This window comes from Pseudomonas brassicacearum subsp. brassicacearum (assembly GCF_008801605.1).
GTDB lineage: Bacteria > Pseudomonadota > Gammaproteobacteria > Pseudomonadales > Pseudomonadaceae > Aquipseudomonas > Aquipseudomonas brassicacearum.
In genome coordinates, this window is sequence record NZ_VZPJ01000019.1 from 84,164 (window position 1) to 103,690 (window position 19,527).

Annotated in this window: 16 protein-coding genes; 13 read left to right on the forward strand and 3 right to left on the reverse strand. The window is 62.1% G+C overall.

Features of this window, described 5'->3' with window-relative positions; all coding sequences use genetic code 11:
- Positions 1-24 precede the first annotated feature (24 nt).
- A complete protein-coding gene (locus tag F7R20_RS28705; protein ID WP_003206003.1) occupies positions 25-1,161 on the reverse strand; it encodes a Fic family protein in 1,137 nt (378 codons plus the stop codon).
- Between the two features lie 298 nt (positions 1,162-1,459).
- Between F7R20_RS28705 and F7R20_RS28710 the strand changes: the two genes are divergently transcribed.
- The 13 genes from F7R20_RS28710 to F7R20_RS28775 all read left to right on the forward strand — a co-directional run bounded on the left by F7R20_RS28710 (position 1,460) and on the right by F7R20_RS28775 (position 17,833).
- Entirely contained in the window at positions 1,460-2,218 is a 759-nt protein-coding gene (locus F7R20_RS28710; RefSeq protein ID WP_049798063.1) for a YfaP family protein, read from the forward strand.
- Positions 2,219-2,253: 35 nt separating this feature from the next.
- Positions 2,254-3,963, forward strand: a complete 1,710-nt coding sequence (locus tag F7R20_RS28715) for a DUF2138 domain-containing protein (RefSeq protein ID WP_013694308.1) — start codon at positions 2,254-2,256, stop codon at positions 3,961-3,963.
- The gene (locus F7R20_RS28720) at positions 3,948-4,607 is read left to right on the forward strand and encodes a DUF1175 domain-containing protein (protein ID WP_003205996.1); all 660 of its coding nucleotides are present in this window, start codon (positions 3,948-3,950) and stop codon (positions 4,605-4,607) included. Before F7R20_RS28715 ends, F7R20_RS28720 begins: the two co-directional genes overlap by 16 nt.
- Positions 4,604-9,172: an alpha-2-macroglobulin family protein gene (locus F7R20_RS28725; RefSeq protein ID WP_003205995.1), complete on the forward strand. Its 4,569-nt coding sequence runs from the start codon at positions 4,604-4,606 to the stop codon at positions 9,170-9,172. The genes F7R20_RS28720 and F7R20_RS28725 overlap by 4 nt, the downstream gene beginning before the upstream one ends.
- A 1-nt stretch (position 9,173) precedes the next feature.
- The gene (locus F7R20_RS28730; protein ID WP_003205993.1) at positions 9,174-10,793 is read left to right on the forward strand and encodes a DUF2300 domain-containing protein; all 1,620 of its coding nucleotides are present in this window, start codon (positions 9,174-9,176) and stop codon (positions 10,791-10,793) included.
- 3 nt (positions 10,794-10,796) lie between these two features.
- Positions 10,797-11,630, forward strand: a complete 834-nt coding sequence (locus tag F7R20_RS28735) for a YfaP family protein (protein WP_003205991.1) — start codon at positions 10,797-10,799, stop codon at positions 11,628-11,630.
- A gap of 622 nt (positions 11,631-12,252) precedes the next feature.
- Positions 12,253-12,834: a YjfI family protein gene (locus F7R20_RS28745; protein ID WP_003205989.1), complete on the forward strand. Its 582-nt coding sequence runs from the start codon at positions 12,253-12,255 to the stop codon at positions 12,832-12,834.
- A gap of 22 nt (positions 12,835-12,856) precedes the next feature.
- On the forward strand, positions 12,857-13,555 hold the full coding sequence (locus F7R20_RS28750; RefSeq protein WP_003205987.1) for a PspA/IM30 family protein: 699 nt from the start codon (positions 12,857-12,859) through the stop codon (positions 13,553-13,555).
- A gap of 259 nt (positions 13,556-13,814) precedes the next feature.
- Positions 13,815-14,849, forward strand: a complete 1,035-nt coding sequence (locus F7R20_RS28755) for an ion channel (protein WP_003205985.1) — start codon at positions 13,815-13,817, stop codon at positions 14,847-14,849.
- Positions 14,836-15,498, forward strand: coding sequence for a DUF2491 family protein (locus tag F7R20_RS28760; protein ID WP_003205983.1), 663 nt, complete (start codon positions 14,836-14,838; stop codon positions 15,496-15,498). Before F7R20_RS28755 ends, F7R20_RS28760 begins: the two co-directional genes overlap by 14 nt.
- A 15-nt stretch (positions 15,499-15,513) precedes the next feature.
- Complete coding sequence (locus F7R20_RS28765; RefSeq protein WP_003205981.1) at positions 15,514-15,942, forward strand: DUF350 domain-containing protein; 429 nt, start codon at positions 15,514-15,516, stop codon at positions 15,940-15,942.
- Positions 15,943-15,961: 19 nt separating this feature from the next.
- Positions 15,962-16,663: a DUF1190 domain-containing protein gene (locus tag F7R20_RS28770; RefSeq protein WP_003205979.1), complete on the forward strand. Its 702-nt coding sequence runs from the start codon at positions 15,962-15,964 to the stop codon at positions 16,661-16,663.
- A gap of 12 nt (positions 16,664-16,675) precedes the next feature.
- A complete protein-coding gene (locus tag F7R20_RS28775; RefSeq protein WP_003205976.1) occupies positions 16,676-17,833 on the forward strand; it encodes a glutathionylspermidine synthase family protein in 1,158 nt (385 codons plus the stop codon).
- 139 nt (positions 17,834-17,972) lie between these two features.
- On the opposite strand, the gene F7R20_RS28780 is transcribed toward F7R20_RS28775, so the two are convergent.
- Both F7R20_RS28780 and F7R20_RS28785 read right to left on the reverse strand, forming a co-directional pair.
- Entirely contained in the window at positions 17,973-18,905 is a 933-nt protein-coding gene (locus F7R20_RS28780; protein WP_003205974.1) for a phosphatidate cytidylyltransferase, read from the reverse strand.
- Position 18,906: 1 nt separating this feature from the next.
- Positions 18,907-19,527: a lysophospholipid acyltransferase family protein gene (locus F7R20_RS28785; RefSeq protein ID WP_003205972.1), complete on the reverse strand. Its 621-nt coding sequence runs from the start codon at positions 19,525-19,527 to the stop codon at positions 18,907-18,909.

A 19,527-nucleotide genomic window follows, 5' to 3' on the forward strand; every position in this document is an offset into this window, starting at 1 on the left:
TAAATCCCCTCGCCACAAATGATCTCAATCAGCGGGATAGTTTATTCGGTAACGGGTGCTGCGCCCGCCGCCGGGCATCCGCTCCAGGCAACCTTTCTCCAGCAGTTCCGCCAGGTGTCGCGTTGCTGTCGCCTTGGAGACCTTGGCCACGGCTTGATATTGAGTGGCGCTGATCCCCTGCCCGAAGCCTTTTTCGCCGCCATCGAGCAACCGGTTCAGCACTTTGGACTGTTCAGGCGTGAGTGCCGAAGCGCGATGGGCCTGCCAGAACCGGGTCTTGCCCAGCACGCTTTCGATCTGTGTCATCGCTTTATGCAGGCTGCGCAACAGTGTCTGCAGGAACCAAGTCAGCCAGCCGGTGATATCCAGCGTGGCTTTCTGGCTGTTTTCCAGGATTCGGTAATAACCGGCGCGGTCGTCCAGGATGCTCACGGACATGGCGTAGAAACGGATCGCCTGAGCCTCACCCTGGGCCAATGCCAAATCGGTCAGGGTGCGGGTCAGGCGACCATTGCCATCGTCGAATGGATGCAGAGTAACAAACCAGAAATGAGCAATGCCGGCACGCAGTAGCGGATCGAGGCTGACCTGATGGCGACTGGCTTCGAACCAGTCGACGAACGTTTGCAATTGCTGTTCAAGGCCCTGGCGAGGCGGCGCCTCGAAGTGAACGATAGGTCGGTCCAGCCTGCCCGAAACCACTTGCATCGGTTCGTCACCGCGCAGCGCGCCTACGCGGATCTGTCGATAGGCAAGGTCGCTTGTTTGATCAGGGAACAACCACTCGTGCCATTCCAGCAAGCGTTCGACCGTCAGGGGCTGGTTGAAGTGCCGGGTCGCGTCCAGCAACAGGTTCGCCAAGCCTTCGCTGCGTTGGTTGACCGGCGTGTCGTCGACGTGCTCGAGGCCCAGGCGGCGAGCGAGGGACGAGCGCACCGAGCCGACATTCAATTGTTCTCCTTCGATAGCCGAAGAGGTCACGATGTTTTGCAGCAAGGCATCCAGTTCGTTCTGGGCACTGAGCGAAGCCGTGACCGCGCCCGTCATTCCGAGCAATTGACCTTGTGTCTGCACGCATTCGCGTAGCAGGGGGGCCAATGCTTCAGCTTGCCAGCGGAAGTCGGGCCAGTCGGGCTGTTGCCAGATCCAATGGGGTGTCATGCGCCTGTCCAAAGATGAATGAGCCGAATAATAGCGCTATTCGGCTCATTTTGTGAGCCGAATAGACCCTCTATTCGGCTCACGCCCCCCTCAGTACGTGATTTCCCACACAGAATCGTGCGTTCCCCGATTGTTAATAATCCGCCGAATCGCTAACCTTCGCGCCATCTACGGCCCCCTTGCGACGGGGCCTTCAGACGAAACCTGAATAATGACAAGCGCGCTGAGGATTGGCGCCGGGTTGCGTCGTGCATGGCAGGAGGCATACGTGCGTTTTCTTTCTTTATTGATCGTGCTGATGGGCGCGCCGCTGGCGTGGGCGCAGCCTTCTGCCGAGATGTCGGAGCCGGTGGGCGGTTGGCGCTACAGCGGCTTGCTTGATCGCACCGAAAACCCGCAAGTCGCCTATCCCACACCGCCCATCGACCGGGGCGTGCAGCGCAATCGCACAATGATCGAGGGCCGGCTCAAGGCCATGGGCACGGCTCGCCAGCCCCACAGCCTGGCGGTCAACGGCAATCCACTGAATCTCTATACCGACGACGACGGCCGTTTCGCCCGGCCGTATGCGTTCGGCGCCGGCTCCAACAGCGTCGAGGTGCGCAGCTCAGAAGGCCAGTCCCTCAAGCGCGTGCAATTCTATGAAGCCAACAACCTGCGCACCCCGGCGCAGATCCGCGTGGTGCTGGGCTGGGACGATCCGAAGGCCGAACTCGATCTGCATATCGTCACACCCGACGGCCAACATGCGTTCTTCGGCCAACCGGCGCTGAGCAACGGCGGTGGTCTCGACCCGGATGGCGTCGATGGCCCCGGCCCTGAAATGTTCACCATGACCGCGCCGATGCACGGCACCTACCTGGTCTACGTGAACTATTGGGGCAACTACGGCAGCGGTGGCTACAACTTCGATGAGACCAGTAACGAGAACGAGGTGATCACCTCGCAGATCAACCTGGTGCTCAACGAAAACACCGTCAATGAAAAACGCGAGACCTTTGTCGTGCCCCTGCGCGCCATTGGCGATCTGTTGCTGGTCAAGACTTTCAACTACTAAGTATCCGCTCCACGGATGAACAGGCCCTTGTGAATATGAGCGACAACACTGCTTCCCCGACCACGCCGACACCTGTCGCCAAACCTGTGCGCCGCTGGCCGGCGATACTGATCGGGCTGTGCCTGGTAGGCGGTGTGGCCGCCGGGCTGGGCTGGTTCATGAACAAGCCCAAGGCGCCGCCCATGGAGTTGGCGCTGGAGAAACTCGGCTTGAGCCGTCCCGACGGCTTGCTCGAGGCCCATTCCCTGAGCCAGTTGCCCAAGGACCTGTTGGCGGTGCCGTTCCTCAAGGCCACGCTCACCGAGGACTTCGTCTTCTATTACGAGGCCCATGCCGACCGTCTCGGGCTGATCGGCAGCCTGCGCCGGATCATCTACGAGCATGACCTCAAGCTGCAGGACAGCCTGATCGAAGAACTTTTCGACCAGCCGGCCGATGTCGCGCTGTGGCGCGGTGCGGACGGTCGCCTCAAGGATTTCCTGTTGGTGATGGATCGTGGTGGCCTGGCCAAGGTCCTGGAGCCGTTGGCGAAAGTCGCCCTGGACGACACTCAGTTGAGCAAGCTCAGCGACCTGAAGGTAGGCGGTGACGACGTCGCGCTCTACCAGCTCAGCTACAATGCCAGCAAATCCCTGGTCTTCGCCTCCCATGGCGACAAGCTGGTGGTGCTGTCCAACCCGACCAAGCTGTATGACCCAGCCAGCGGCTCCGCGGTTGAGCCGGGCAGCGTTTCGACGACCGCCCTGGCTGCCTTGCTCAATGGCGACAAACTGTTCCCCGAAGCCTTCGGCCTGCCGCCCAAGGCGCCGGAGGTCAAGCAACGCATCTCGGTCAACGCCAGCGTGCTCGCCATGGGCTACCAGCGGTTCATCCCGAACTTCGCCGGCTTGCGTTTCGACATGGACGACAAGGGTTGGCACAGCTTCCTGGCGATGGACGAGCTGGAAAACCAGCCGGACTTCGACTTCAAGCCGATCTGGCAAGCCATGCCCATGGGCGCCAGTGCCTGCGTGGCCTTGCCCCTGGCCGCCGAGCAACAGAAACCGTTGCTGGTAAAACTCGGTGCCGACGAAAAAGCCGCCCAGGCCATGGTCGACCATGTGGCCGGCGCAGCAGGCCTGTGCTGGTACGCCGATTCGCGCCTGTACACGCCGCTGCTGGTGGCGAGCCTGAATGAAGACGACGGCAAGCTCGACGCCGACCTGGGCAACCTGTTCGGTTCGATGGTCGGTGCCTATGAAAACAACGTTGCCGAGCATGCATTCCCGGTGGTCGAGAAGCAGCAAGGCCCGACGCACCAGTGGCTGCGTCAGGTCAGCTCCAATTTCGGTCCCTACCTGGCCAAGGAAGCGGAACAGCCTGACGCGATTACCGGCAAGGCCTTCCTGCGGGTCAGCCTGGCGCGCCACGGTTCGACCTTGCTGTTCTCCCTCGATGACAAACTGGTGGACAAGGCCCTCGGCACCCTCGACAAACGCTTCCCGCCCATGGCCGACGTGGTGCCCAAGGACCTGCTGATGCCGGTCTACTTCGGCCCGGACTCCATGGCGCAACTGATGCAGCGCGAAACCCTCGACAGCTTGCCCCAGGACATGGAGCCGGTGTTCTACAACGCCGCGCAAACCTACCTGATCCCGAAACTGCGCACCCTCGGCGGCTACGGCAAATACGCCCTGACGTTGCCTGAAGGCAGCGAGCCGGATGGCCACTGGCAGTGGCTGCCGCTGGAATGGAAAGCGCTGTGACAGCACTGATCCGCAACCCCGCGTTGACGCTGCTGCTGGCGTTGCTGCTCGGCGGGCCTGCGCTTGCCGTCGAGGCGCCGGCGTTGGACGTGCAGCAATCCCAGGTCTTTCGTGCCTGGTTCGTGCGCATCGCCCAGGAACAGCTGACCAAAGGCCCGAGCCCGCGCTGGTATCAGCAGGACTGCGCCGGGCTGGTGCGCTTTGCCGCCAACGAAGCGCTGAAGGTCCACGATGAAAAATGGCTGCGCAGCAATGGCCTGTCCAATCGCTACCTGCCGCCGGAACTGCCACTGAGCGATGCGCAACGGCGCCTCGCCCAGCAATGGCAGCAGGGCGGCGGCAAGGTCGGACCCTACGTCAACGCCATCAAGCTGATCCAGTTCAACAGTCACCTGGTGGGCCGCGATGTCGCCCAGGCCCGTCCCGGCGACCTGATGTTCTTCGATCAGGGCGACGACCAGCACCTGATGATCTGGATGGGCCGCTACATCGCCTATCACACCGGCACCACAACCCCTACCGACAACGGCATGCGCTCCGCAAGCCTGCAACAACTCATGAACTGGAAGGACACCCGATGGATACCCGACGCAGCCAACCCCAACTTCATCGGCGTCTATCGACTCAACTTTCTCTCCCAATGACCGGTGCCCGCATGCTGCGCTTGTGTTCAAAATTGCCCCTGCTGTTTGTCTTGTTGCTGGCACCTGTCGTGAACGCCGAAGATACGGTGGAGCCCAGCGGCTACACGCCGGTGTCCGGTGAAAGTTTCTTCCTGCTGGCCGACAGCAGCTTTGCCAGCGACGAGCAGGCCATGGTTCGCCTCGAAGCGCCGGGCCGCGACTACCGTCGATTCCGCATGGAGCCCTACGGCGGCGCCGATATCCGCGTCTATCGCATCGACAAGCCGCTGGATTTCCTCAAGCGCCAGAAGAACCTGCACCGCGTGGTCAGCGACGGCCAGTTCAAGGGCGAAGGCCTGTCGAACACCCTCGCGTACCTGTGGGACAACTGGTACCGCAAGTCTCGTCGGGTGATGCAACGGGCGTTTTCCTATGAGTCGCGCCTGCAAGTCATTGAAGAAGTGCCGGAACTGAGTGTCGGTGATGCCCTGGTCGCGCCGACCCCGTACGACGCACCGCCACAATTCGCCTTGATCCCGGGCTTGCCGGTGGTCAGCCAGTTCCGTTATCCGCTCTGGGAAGCCAAGCCGATCCAGCCGCCCGCGGGCGTCAACCTGGCCGGCTCGTCCAGTGACTTCGTCAGCGTCGCGCCGGGCAACGTCTATGTACCGCTGGGCCAGTTGAAGCCAGGCCTGTACCTGGTGGAAGCGCTGATCGGCAAATACCGCGCGACCACCATGGTCTTCGTCTCCAACACCGTGGCGGTAAGCAAGATTGCCGGTGATGAATTGCTGGTCTGGGCCGCACGCAAGCATGAAGGGCGTTCGGTGCCCAAGGTCAACGTGCTGTGGACCGACGGCCTGGGCGTGATGAGCAGCGGTGCCACCGATGAAGACGGCCTGCTGCGCCTCAAGCACGTCAGCCCGGAGCGTTCCTTCGTCATCGGTGAAGATGAGGAGGGCGGGGTATTCGTCTCGGAAAACTTCTACTACGACAGCGAAATCTACGACACCAAGCTCTATGCCTTCACCGACCGGCCGCTATACCGGCCAGGGGATTGGGTATCGCTGAAAATCGTCGGTCGTGAGTTCAAGAACGCCCGTGATTCGGTGCAACCGAGCGCCGCCGACGTCAATGTCAGCGTGCTGGACGCCACCGGTACCGAGCTGCAAACCCTGGCCCTGAAGCTCGACTCCAAGGCCGGCACCCAAGGCCGTTTCCAACTGCCGGAAAACGCCGTGGCCGGCGGTTATGAGCTGCGTTTCAGCTACAAGGACCAGCTCTACAGCAGCGCCTTTCGTGTCGCCGAATACATCAAGCCGCACTTCGAGATCGCCCTGAACCTGGCCAAGCAGGACTACCGCACCGGCGAGCCGGTCAAGGGCAACCTTGTGCTGCTGTACCCGGACGGCAAACCTGTGGTGAATGCCACGGTGAGCCTGAGCCTGCGCGCCCAGCAATTGTCGATGGTCGATAACGAGCTGCAATACCTGGGGCAATTCCCGGTCGAGCTGACCAGCAGCGAAGTGACCACCGATGCCAAGGGCAACGCGACCCTCGACTTGCCGGCCGCCGACAAGCCGAGCCGCTACACGCTCACCGTGTTTGCCAGCGATGGCGCGGCGTATCGGGTCAAGACCACCAAGGAAATCCTCATCGACCGTGGCGCGGCGAATTTCCGCCTGAGCGCTCCCCAGCGGTTCAGCGCCACCGGCCAGAAGGTGTCGTTCAGCTACGCCAACGAAGGCGGCAACGAACAAGCCAAAGCCGTGACGCCAGGCAGCTACGCCTGGGTGCGCCTGGAAGACCAGAGCACCGGCGAAGGCAAACTGGCGGCCAAGGACAAGGGCTTCAGCCTGACCTTCGATCGCCCTGGCACCTACAACCTGACGCTCAAGGACGACCACGGCCGGGTCATTGGCGCCGCCGCCCATGCAGTGACCGGTGAAGGCATCAAGGCCGTGCCGGGCACTGTCGAGATCGTCTTCGACAAGCCTGAATACAAGACCGGTGACGAAGCGCTGGCGCTGATCACCTTCCCGGAGCCGGTCAGCGACGCGCTGCTGTCGCTTGAGCGGGACAAGGTCGAGGCCACGGCGCTGCTGTCCAAGGGCGGCGACTGGCTGAAGATGGAAAAGCTCAGCGACACCCAATACCGCGCGCGCATTGCCGTGAAGGATAACTTCGCGCCGAACCTGACCTTCTCGGTGCTGTACACCAAAGGCGGTCAGTACAGCTTCCAGAACGCCGGTATCAAGGTGGTCACGCCGCAGATCGACGTTGCCGTCGTCACTGACAAAGCCACCTACCGCCCAGGCGACACGGTGACCGTGGACCTGAGTACCCAGTTCGCTGGCAAGGCGATCCCGGCGCACCTGACGGTCAGCGTGGTGGACGAAATGGTCTACGCCCTGCAACCGGAAGTGGCCCCGACCATCGATCAGTTCTTCTATCACCCGCGTCGCAACAACGTGCGCACCAGTGCCAGCCTGTCGTTCATCAGCTACGACGTGGCACTGCCAGGCAGCCCTGGCGCGCCGGGCAAGGCCAACCGCAGCGAACGCGGGGTCAAGGTACTGGAGCGGCCACGTCGTGAAGACGTCGACACCGCTGCATGGCAGCCGGAGCTGGTCACTGACGCCAACGGCAAGGCCCGTTTCACCTTCAAGATGCCGGACTCGCTGACTCGCTGGCGCATCACGGCCAAGGCCATTGCCGACGACGGCCAAGTGGGCCAGAAGAAGCAGTTCATCGCCTCGGAAAAACCGCTGTACCTGAAATGGAGCGGCCCGACCCGTTTCCGCACGGGCGACAAGCCGCAACTGGGCCTGTTCGCGTTCAGCCAGTCTGAAAAACCACTGAAGGCCGAGCTGCTGATCCGCTACGCCGGCACTGAACAGCGCATGGCGGTGGACCTGAAAAACGGCATCAACTATGTGGCGCTGCCGGCCCTGGAACTGAGCAGTGGCGACTTGAGCGTGCAGTTGCAATTGAACGGCGAAACCCAGGACGCCCTGGCCATGCGCTTGAACGCCAGCGGCAATGGCTGGCAAGTCACCCAGAACCAGCGCCTTGATGTGGCGAGCGGTGACACCCCGTTGACCCTGCCGGCCGACGCCAGCGATATTCGCCTGCGCCTGGATGACAGCCCGCAAGCGTTGTTCCGTTCGGCCCTGGATGACCTGCTGAGCTATCCGTACGGTGGCGTCGAGCAGACCGCCAGCCGTCTGTTGCCATTGAGCATCGCCTATCCGACCCTGGCGTCGAACCCGCAGATCCGCGACCGCTTGCGGTTGATCATGCAGAACAGCCGCTTGCGCCTGGTGCAGATGGCCGGCCCCTCGGCGAGCTTTACCTGGTGGGGCCAGGACGGTGAGCCGGATGCATTCCTCACCGCCTATGCCTATTACGCCGACTGGCACGCCAGCAAGGCCCTGGACCTGAGCCTGCCGCCGGAACACTGGCAACGGGTGCTGGAGGTCTACGCCAAGCAGGCCGGCGATACGCCGCTGCTGCAGCGTGCGCTGATCCTGTCGTTCGCCAAGCAGATGCAACTGCCGGTGAACACCCTGCTCAGCGGCTTGATGGACGACCTGGCCAAGGCCAGTGAAGACAGTACCGAGAGCGTGCTGGACAGCGGCGAAGACAGCCTGGTCATGAACGCCCCGGATTCGGCCCTTGGCTTGGCCAGTGCCCGTGTCCTGACCGCGTCCCTGGCGAAACAAGCCAAGGTGCCGTTGCCGGCGGCCTTCAGTCGTCAAGCCGATGCCGCGCAACAGCAACTGGAGCTCAGCTCGCAGCCGTTCGTCGAGGCCCTGGTGCTGTCGTTGCAGAGCTTCGATCAGGCCCGCGCCACGGCATTGCTGGAGCGTGTGTTGCCGCAGCAGTCCACCCTGGAACGGGCCCTGGCCCTGACCTGGTTGCAGCGCAGCATCGAACAGGCAGCACCGGCCGTGGCCCTGGCACCGGGCGAAGGCTGGGTAGCCAAGCAGGGCGCGACCGGTGAAACCTACTGGCAGTGGCAGGGCGCGCAGCTTCCAACGATGCTGACCCTGACCGGCGCCCAGGAGCGTCCATTGCAAGCGGCACTGAGCTTCCAGAGCCAGCAACCGCCGGTAGCACCGATGGCCGTGTCCATCACCCGTCGCCTGTCGCGTCTGGTGCCGGGCGACGAGGCCTTCACCTTCAAGCTTGAAGCCGTGGGCAACAAACCGTTGTCCAGCGACAGCCTCTACCTGGATGAAGTGATCATCAACAGCAAGGCGCCGACGCCTCTGCGCTACGGCATGCTCGAAGTGCCGCTGCCGCCGGGCGCCGATGTGGAGCGCACTACCTGGGGCATCCAGTTGATGGGCAAGGCCGACAGCGAGCCGACGTCCCTGGAAAAAGCCCGCTTCGAGCCCGGCCAGATGGCGTATGCGGTGCCGGTGGATGCCCTCAGTGGCGAGCTGCGCCTGCGGCACTTGGTGCGCTTCTCCCAGAAAGGCCAGTTCACCTTGCCACCGGTGCGCTTCACCCAGGTCTACGCGCCGCAACATCAGGCGCGGGAACAGAAACCGGCGCTCGGTCAGATCACGGTCAACTGACATGCGCAGGCTGTGGGTTGGGTGGTTGTTGTGCTTGATCCCTGCGCTGGCAACAGCGCAGGACGAGCCGTTGCGCCTGGCCTTCGACGGTCAATTGCTGCGCGTGAGCCAGACCCAGGTGCTGGATCGCCAACCATTGCCCGACACTTTGCAGGCGCCACTGGGCAGCCTGTGGAAGCTGTTTGTCTACGCCTGGCTGGTGGACACCGACGCTCGCGAACCGGTCTATGAGTGCCGCGGCGAGTCGAAGGAAGAAGTCTATTGCTGCAACGCCGGGCAGAGCATCGGTCGTGACCAGGCCCTGGTGAAATCCTGTGGCTTGTATTTCGAGCCACAGCGGCTCGGGCTGTCGGCCTCGAACTGGCGCGATTACTGGCAGGCCCGTCAGGCGCCGGCATGGTTGTTGGATCTGCCGACCTTGCAACCCCAGACGCAAGTGCCCGTCGTGCAGTTACTCAAGGCCCTGGCTACGCTGCCGGCCCAGGAGCAGGCGCGACGGGTGCTGCTGGATGTGGCGCTCAGCGCGGCCGACGGGCGGCTGGTCGGCGAATTGGGCAGTCGCCTGCGGGTCAAGACCTGGAGCTGGCTGGGTGACCAGGGGCCTTCATCGCGACAGGGCGGTTTCGCCGGTTGGCTGGCCGATGGCACCCCGGTGTGGGCCGGTGGCCGCGGCACCAGCCAGCAGGTCCTGAAGGTCTACGGTGAAGGTCTGGCGGCGGCATTGCCAGCGCGCTGGCCGGCGGAAACCGGACGTTGCGTGGAAGTCGGCCTGTTTGCCCGCTATCCGTTGCAGCGGGTGATGTCCGGTGACCGTCCGGCCTCGCCGGGTCAACTGCGCGGCGACTACCGCGTCGAATTTACCAATGGCAATCAATTGGACATCCACAGCGATGGCGAGCTGTTCCTGATGCCCGGCAAGCTGGTGGCGCGTCTGGACCGGGAGGAATACGTCGCCCGGGTCTTGCAGCGCGAAGCCAAGGCCGAGCCTGCCGAGGCGGCCAAGGCCCTGGCCGTGGCGATCCGCACCTACCTGCTGCAGAACGCCCAGCGTAACGGCGATTGCCTGAGCATCGACGACAGCAGCCATCGCCAGCGCGTCGCGCCACGCCCGGCGGCGCCCGAAACCCGCGCCATTGCCGCCTGGACCAGCGACCTGGTCCTGGCCGGCACCGATGTTACCTACCACTCCGACCAGCCTGGGCCGGACAAACTGTCCTGGGCACAAGCGGTGGAACAAGCCAACGCCGGCCAGCGCTACGACGCCATCCTGCTGCACGCCTACCCGCGCGCCAGCCTCAGCCGCTGGGACAACCCGGTGGCATCCTGCGAGGCGCTGCCCGCCGCGCAGGACTGGTTGCTGAAACAGCGTCGGGGCTGGCGCGAGCGGCTGGAAAGTGAAGTGGGCTACAACGAAATCAGCGCTTTCGCCGTCTGCCGCGTCGCCTTTGGCCGGCCTTATGTCGACCGCGAGCGCCAGCGCATCTACGTGCGCGGCGTGCTGTCGCTGCAGGATCGTCTCGACCTGACGCATGAATATCTGCACCTGGCCTTCGAAGCTCATCCCAACGGCCAGGACGAAACCTATATCGAAGGGCTTGCCCGTCACCTCTTGCTGGAATAGACCATGACACTCCGTTATCCACAGGTCTTGCTGTTGCTCTGCGCCCTGACCGCGTTGCCCTCGGCCATGGCCGCCGACACTATCAAGCTCGACACTCCGATTGGCGGCTGGCGCAGCGGTGCGCCGGGCGGTGAAGGCGAAAGTTTCAGCCAGACCGTCAACTACCCGGCTTCGTCGGTCAACACGCCCCCGGGCCAAGCCAACACCGCACGCATTACCGGGCAGATCAAAAGCGCACCCAAGGACAGTAACGTACCGGGCCAACTCATCGTCAACGGCGTCAGCCTGCCGCTGAAGCTGGACGAGGAAGGTCGCTTCGACCGGCCGTTCTCGTTCCCCAACGGCAGCAACAGCGTTGAAGTACGCAGCGCCGATGGCCAGCAGCGCCACCGCACGCAATTTCTCAACACCAGCGGCGGCGCCACACCGGCCAAGCTGCGGGTCCTGTTGACCTGGGACAGCGACGGCACCGACCTGGACCTGCACCTGGTCACCCCGGACGGCGCCCACATCTGGTACGGCGACCGCGCCGCCGCCAACGGCGCCGCTCTCGACGTCGACGTCACCACCGGCTACGGCCCGGAAATCTTCGCCATGCCCGCGCCGATCAAAGGCCAGTACCTGGTGTATGTGAACTACTACGGCGGCGGTTATCGCAGTGAGGAGGTCGACGAAGAGGGCGAGGGCGGTGGAGAGCAAGCGCAACAAGCCCTGACCACCGCACAAGTTACCGTGATCACCGAAGAGGGCACGCCGAACGAGAAGATGGAAACGTTCGTCGTGCCGATGCGGGCGGTGGGCGAGCTGACGTTGGTCAAAAGCTTCAGCTATCCGTAAGGCGCCATCAGCAGTCACAACTGATGTCGCCGCCTGGGGAGATCCCCCTGTGGGAGCGAGCTTGCTCGCGAAGACGGTCTTACATCCAGCATCAATGCAAGCTGACCCACCGCCATCGCGAGCAAGCTCAGCTCCCACAGAGGATCGATGGTGGACGCCTGATCTGTGAACGCTCAAAAAACCTGTGGGAGCCGAGCTTGCTCGCGATGACGGTCTTGCATCCAGCATCAATGCAAGCTGACCCACCGCCATCGCGAGCAAGCTCAGCTCCCACAGAGGATCGATGGTGGACGCCTGATCTGTGAACGCTCAAAAAACCTGTGGGAGCCGAGCTTGCTCGCGATGACGGCGGCACATTCGGCATCGAGGTGTCTGGTAGGTCGCTATCGCGAGCAAGCTCGCTCCCACAGGGAGGATGAGTCGCTAAAAAAATCTCACGCGTGAGCTATTGTGAGGTTTGGAAAGTACCTGTAGTGTTTCTCACGCGTGAGTTTTTCACAGTGGGGTCAGTACCATGTCAACCAGCTCTCCATCAGATCCGTCAGACGGGTCTGTGACCGATTCAGCGAGCCGCACGGGAGAGCGCGCCAAACCCTCCGCGAAAAAACCGTCGAGCTTCTACATGAAGCAGATGCGCGCGGGCCTGAGTGCCGCCGGGTATGTGAAACACGAGACTTGGGTGCTTCCCGAAAACCGAAGCCTGCTCAAGCAGATGGAGAAACAGCTACGCCAACCGATTCTGGCTGGCTCATTCATGTCGGAGGATTACATGAGCGCAGGTAATAACTGGAACATCGATCGCCTCTACAGCGCCCTTCAGGCCCTGGACGAAGTGGTCGCGAACGACATCACTCTTTCTCTCGTTCAAGGTTCCGAGTCCAGCATCAAGCTGGAAATGAATGATTTTGGTGGCCTGCCGATCTACATCGCGGTGGTGGGCGACCAGATCATCGTCGATACCGTCCTGGTGGACGTCGAATCGATCAGCGACGTCGCGGCCTTCAACGATGCCGTGCTGCGCAGCCGGGAAATGTTCCCGCTGTCGTCCATCGGCATCGAGACCATGCCCAACGGACAGGTCGTCTACAACATGTTCGGTGCGTTGAGCTCCGACTCCAGCCTGACCAACGTCGTGACCGAGGTCAAAACCCTCGTCGACAACGTCCAGCGCGCCAGCGAAGCCTTCGAACGCTTCTTCATTTAATTCACCGAACAGGAACTATCCAATGACTCAGTCCATCTGGAGCAAATTGTTCACCGCACTGCGTGGCGGTGCCAGCGAAGTCGGTGAATCGATCGTCGACCAACAGGCCCTGCGCATCCTCGACCAGGAAATTCGCGATGCCGACAGCGCGCTGGCCAACGCCAAGCGTGAGCTGGTCACCATCATGGCCAAGCACAAGCTGGCGACTGATCGCGTCGGCGAATACAACGCCAAGATCAAGGACCTGGAAGCCAAGGCCCTGGCCGCGATCCAGGCCAACCGCGAAGACCTGGCGCTGGAAGTGGCCGAAGCCATTTCGACCCTTACCAACGAACTGGACGCCGAGCAGAAGCACGCGACCGAATTCGGCGGTTACGCGGACAACATGCGCAAAGACATCACCAAGGCCGAAAGCCGGATCAAAAGCCTGCGTCAGCAAGTGGACATGGCCAAGGCCCGCGAAAGCGTGCAGAAGGCCCAGGTCAGTGCTTCGATCGCCAGCGGCGGCGCCAATGGCAAGCTGGAAACCGCCGTCGGTACGCTCAACCGCCTACAGGCCAAGCAACAGCAACGCGCCGCCGAGCTGCAAGCCCAGGATGAACTGGCCGAGGCTTCGACCGGCTCCGACCTGGAGCGCAAGCTGCGCGACGCCGGCATCACGCCGAACGAAGGCAGTGCCAATGCGATCCTGGAGCGCTTGAAGAAAAAATCGGCTGAGTAATCGGATAGGGCTTGCCTTGGTGAAGACCCGCCAAGGCAAGCCAGGCCAGGCACAGACCTTGTGGCGAGGGATTTGTGCTCGGCATCGGTTTTTTTGTGTCTGAGTCCTGCTTTCCAGAAAATCGTCCGATTTATTGTCACCAAAGCACTTTTATCCAAGCCGCACAGCAGGTTTAATGCTGTCCGGCCACTACGCTCGAGCCCTCAGACGCCAGAGCGATGATCCCGCCAGGAACGAAGCCCCACGGAGTCAGGGACGAATGTCGATTTTCCTTTTGTTGCGCACGTACGCTGCGTCCTTCTTCCATCGGTTCGGCTGGGCGGGCCTGGCCATAGCGTTGGGCGTGCACCTGTCCACGGCCTGGATCGGCCTGGTGCTGCTGGGCGAGCAACACCTCATCGCCGCCGCCACGTTTATCTACTTCTATCTCACCACCACGCTCACCGTCGGCTATGGCGATCTGTTGCCACAGACATCCGCCGGGCGAATTTTTGTGGCGACCTGGATCATGCTCGGGGGCATTGCCCTGTTGACGACGGTCATCGGCAAAACCACCAGCAGCGTCATTGATGTATGGAGAAAAGGCATGAAGGGCAAAGGCGATTTCACCGGCAAGGTCGGCCACACGGTTCTCATCGGCTGGGAGGGCGCCTCCAGCGAGCGGGTCATTGAGTTGCTGCTGCAGGACGAAACGTCCAATGACAACCTGATCGTCATCTGCGATTGCGATCTTGAAGAAAACCCCATGCCCGGCAAGACCTCGTTCATCAAGGGCGACAGCCTGTCCTCCGTCGCGCTGTTGCAGCGTGCCGGCGTGCCGGGTGCCGAACGCGTGCTGGTGCGAACTCATTCCGACGACCTGACCCTGGCCACCGTGCTGGCGGTCAATCAATTGGAGCCCGCCGGGCATGTGGTCGCGCACTTCAATGACAGCGAAATCGCCGCCCTCGCCAGCGCTTATGCGCCGAGCCTGGAATGCACCTCCAGCATGGCCATCGAAATGCTGGTGCGTGCCTCCCAGGACCCGGGCTCGTCCGTGGTCATCAATGAATTGCTCTGTGTCGGCCAAGGCGCCACCCAGTACCTGATGAAGCTACCCGAGGCGTTTGAAGCGACGTTCGGCGACCTTTATGCCCGGATGAAAGAACAGCACAACGCTACGCTGATTGGTTACCGCGCCAAGGGCGCCCGACACCCGTCGATCAACCCGCCCGGCGCCACCCGCGTCGTGGGCGGAGAACTCTTCTACATCGCCTCCACGCGTCTCAAGGAAATTTCCCATGGGGTGGTTTAAACAGTTGATGGGGCTTGAGGCCCCGAACGCGAACACGGCAGCCGGTAATAGCGCGCCTGTCACCGGGCCGCTGGGCCTGGCCTCCGGCAAGCAGGTCATGTTCGACTCCACGCTCAAGTTGTTGCTCGACGGCAACAGCACCGTGGTCATCCCGGCCTCCCAACAGATCTGGAGCCTGGGCATCGTCGACCTCGGGCAGTCGAACTGGCTGTCGCGCTGCTACATGAACGACGAGGACTACTGGCTGCAAGTGCACACCAGTGGCGATATCGCCGGGCAGGTCGAGTCGGTGATCCTGTTCAACTACCTCAGCTACGTCACGATCAACAGTGAAGCGGAGTTGCGTCGCCTGGCCGGCCCCGAAAGCCTGATCGGCCTGCCGACCTACACCCACGACGGCGTCGAGTACACCCGCGAGTGGGGCACCGAGGCTGGCCAGACAGAACTGGTGACGTTGAGCGAGCGCGTGAGCAACCCGGATGAGTCCTACAGCGTCGAGCACCGTTCGATGCTGTACGCCCGCGACACTGGCCTGACGGATCGCCGGGAGTTCCTGCTGTTCTCTGTCGAAGAGGACGCCGAAGGCACCGTCAGCCTGAGCACTTCGCTGGGTATTTCGCTGTACACCACTGACCTGAACACTCTTTGAATAAGGAAGAAGTCCATGCTTGAAGCGCTCTCCATTTCCCTGAACAAGGCCGCCGTGTTCGGCTTCGTCCTGTACATCCTCGGCGCCGCGGTGCTGTTCGCGCTGTTTCAGTTCATCTACATCCATGTCACGCCACACAAAGAGTTCGAACTGATCCGTTCGGGCAACGTGGCTGCGGCCATCGCCCTGAGCGGTGCCCTCATTGGTTTCGCCATCCCGGCCAGCAACGTGATTGCCTACTCGATCAGCCTGCTGGATTTCGTCGTCTGGGCAGTGATCGCCGCTGTCGTTCAGTTGTTGGCGTTCCTGGTGACCAGCCTGGTGCTCAAGGGCGCTTCCGCGCGCATCAAGAACGGTGAAATCGCCGCCGGTATCTACATCGCTGCCGTGGCCATCAGCGTCGGCATGTTGAACGCCGCGTGCATGACGCCTTCCACGAACTGATTGCGCCACGGAGAACCCGATGAAACGAAGCAAGTACGTCCAGCTTTCGCTGGCCGCGTCGGTCGCCCTGGCGATATCCGGCTGCGGGCCAACGGAAAAAACCTACAAGTTGCAGAAGAAGTACAACTTCCAGTCCGTCCAGCAATGTGTCGATGAAAAGCTGCCGGTGGACATTTGTTCCAACGCCTACATGAGCGCCTTGTCTGAGCATCGTCGCATTGCCCCGGTATACGACAGCCAGGCCGATTGCGATGCCGACTTTGTTCCCGATTGGTGCCAGCAGGACTCGGCCGGCAAGTTCATCCCCAAGCTGGGCGGTTTCGAGTTGAGCGCCGATGGCGAGGTCACGCAAACCGAGGTCGACGCCGCCCGGGCTCAATTGCCGGCTTCGGAAGCGAACGTGGGTGGTTCAGGCTTCGGCAACCTGCTGACCGGCATGCTGATCGGCAACATGTTGAGCGGCCACCGCAGCAGTTATTACTCCGAGCCGGTCTACCGTTACCGTGATGATCGCGGCAACTTCGGGTCCTCGACGCTCAGCCAGCGGGTGTCCAGTGGCTCGACCTTTACCAAGTCCAACCAGGCGCGGTATGGCAGCTACACCGACTCCGTCAAGAGCAGCAAGGCGATGTCCGTCGCTTCGTCCACGTCTCGCGGTGGCTTCGGCAGCCAGTCCAGTGCCCGCAGCGGTTGGGGCGGTTCGAGCAGCTCCGGCGGTTGAGGAACCAGCGCCATGAAGAAGATCCATTGCGCAGAACGTCATGACTGGAAACAGACCGCCGAGCAGCTCGGCTTTCTGTTCCACACCATCGACGACGAGCCCTATTGGGACGAAAGCGCGTACTACCAGTTCACCCTCAAGCAGATCGAGGACGACCTGGAAGACCCGACCAGCGAGATCCATGAGATGTGCATGGACCTCGTGGCCCGCGTGGTCCAGAGCGAAGAATTGCTGGAGCGCCTGAGCATTCCCGCGCCGTTCTTCGACCTGGTGCGCACTTCATGGCTCGAAGGTCACCCGCACCTGTATGGGCGCATGGATTTCTCCTACAACGGCACGGGCCCGGCCAAGCTGCTGGAACTCAACTACGACACGCCGACCAGCCTCTATGAGGCCGCGGCGTTCCAGTGGGGTTGGCTGGAGCAATGCATCGAGCGCGGTTTGCTGCCCAAGCATGCCGACCAGTTCAACAGCATCGACACCAAGCTGCACCAGGCCTTTGCCCAGTTACAGCTCAAAGAGCCGTTTTATTTCGCCTCGATGAAAGGCTCGGTGGAAGACAAGGGCACCACGGACTACTTGCGCCTGATCGCGGAAAAAGTCGGCATTGAATCGCGGCACATCGATATCGAAGACATCGGCCTCAACAGTGACGGGCGTTTTGTTGACCTGGAAGAACGCTGGATTCCGCACCTGTTCAAGCTGCATGCCTGGGAGTTCATCTTCCACGAGCCGTTTGGTGAAGCGATTGCCCAGTGCGATACGCAGTTTTTCGAGCCGGCCTGGAAGTCGATCATCTCGAACAAAGGCATCCTGCCGCTGCTGTGGGAATTCAATAAAGGCCATCCGAACCTGCTCGCGGCCCACCTGGATACCGACACGAGCAAAGCGGTGCCCAAGGGCTGGGTGCGCAAGCCGTTCTTTTCCCGGGAAGGTGCCAACATCGAGCTGCAGACCGCTGATGGCCTGATCGTAAAAGAAGACGGCCCCTACACCGACGCCCCATTCATCCTCCAGGAATTCGCGCCACTGCCACGCTTTGGCGACAGCTACACCCTGATCGGCTCCTGGGTCATCGGCGACCAGGCCGCCGGCATTGGCGTGCGGGAAGACAACAGCCTGATCACCAAGGATTCAAGCCGGTTCTTGCCGCACCTGATCCTCGACTGATTCTCCCTCCACACCCAAACCCCTGTGGGAGCGAGCTTGCTCGCGATGGCGGTGGACCAGTCAACATCGATGTTGACTGACCTGGCCCTATCGCGAGCAAGCTCGCTCCCACAGGTTTAGGTGTTCGTCACAGGCTTTTTCAGGTCCACCAGTACCGCACCAGGTGGAAGAAGATCGGCGCCGCGAAGCAGACCGAGTCCAACCGGTCGAGCATGCCGCCGTGGCCTTCGATCATATGGCCCCAGTCCTTGACGCCGCGGTCGCGCTTGATCGCTGACATGACGATGCCGCCAGCGAACCCCAGCAAGTTGATCAGCAAGGCGATGAGGAACGACTGCCAGGGATTGAACGGCGTGATCCACCACAGCGCGCCACCGATCAGCGAGGCCAGGAAAATGCCGCCGACAAACCCTTCCACGGTTTTCGAGGGCGACAGGTTCGGCGCGATCTTGTGTTTGCCGAACAGCTTGCCGCAGACGTACTGCAACACATCCGAGAGCTGCACCACGATCACCAGATACGCGATCAGCAACAGGTTGCGCCCTTCGAAACCGGCGATGTCCAACGTCAGCAGGGCCGGGACGAAGGAGATGCAGAACACCGCGATCATCAAGCCCCACTGAACCTTGGAAGCGCGCTCCAGGAAGTGCGTGCTGTCGCCGCCCAGAGACGCCAGGATCGGCAGCAGCAGGAACACATACACCGGGATGAAGATCGAAAACAGCCCGTACCAGTCGTAGTAGATCAACAGGTATTGCAGCGGCAGCGCCAGGTAGAACGCGGCCACCAGGGCCGGATAATCACTGCGCCGGGTCGGTGTCAGGGTCAGGAATTCTCGCAGGGCGTAGAACGACACCGCGTAGAACAACAGGATCACCGCCGCGTTGCCGAGCCAGAACGCGATGCCGATCACCAGCACCATGATCCACCAGGCATTGATCCGCGCATTGAGGTTGTCGATGACGGAATTCGGCGCGCCTTTGGTCCGCAGCCTGAGAATGAAACCGATCAACGAAGCCAGCACCAGAATGGCGCCGATCCCGCCAAACAACATCAGGGTATATCGATCCATGTCAGACGTGCTCCGGGGCCAGTGCCAGCAGCGCGGCGCGGCTGCGTTCAAGAAATTGCTCTTTGCTTTCACCTTCTTCGATGCACAGCGGCGCGCCGAAACTGGTGGTGCATAACAGCGGCAGAGGCAGTACCCGACCTTTGGGCATGACGCGGTTGAGGTTGGCGATCCACACCGGGATCACCTCGACCTCGGGGTGATTCTTCATCAAGTGATAGATCCCGCTCTTGAAGGGCAACAGGCCTTCCTCCGGATTGCGCGTGCCTTCCGGAAAGATGATCAGCGAGTCGCCGTTTTCCAGCGCATCGAGCATCGGCTGCAATGGGCTGTAGGAAGGATCCTTGCGCTCGCGGTCCACCAGCACGCCGTTGAACACCCGGTTGATGATGTAGCGCCGCACCGGGCTGGTTTGCCAATAGTCGGCTCCCGCCACCGGGCGGGTGAGCTTGCGTAGCGCCGGCGGCAGCGAGGCCCAGAGCAACACGAAGTCACCGTGGCTGCTGTGGTTGGCGAAGTAGATCCGCTGCACCGGCGTCGGCGCGCAGCCGAGCCACAGGCTGCGAGCGCCCGTGACCATGCGGGCGGCGGAGGTGATGAGGTTGGCGACCACGGGTTCGAACAT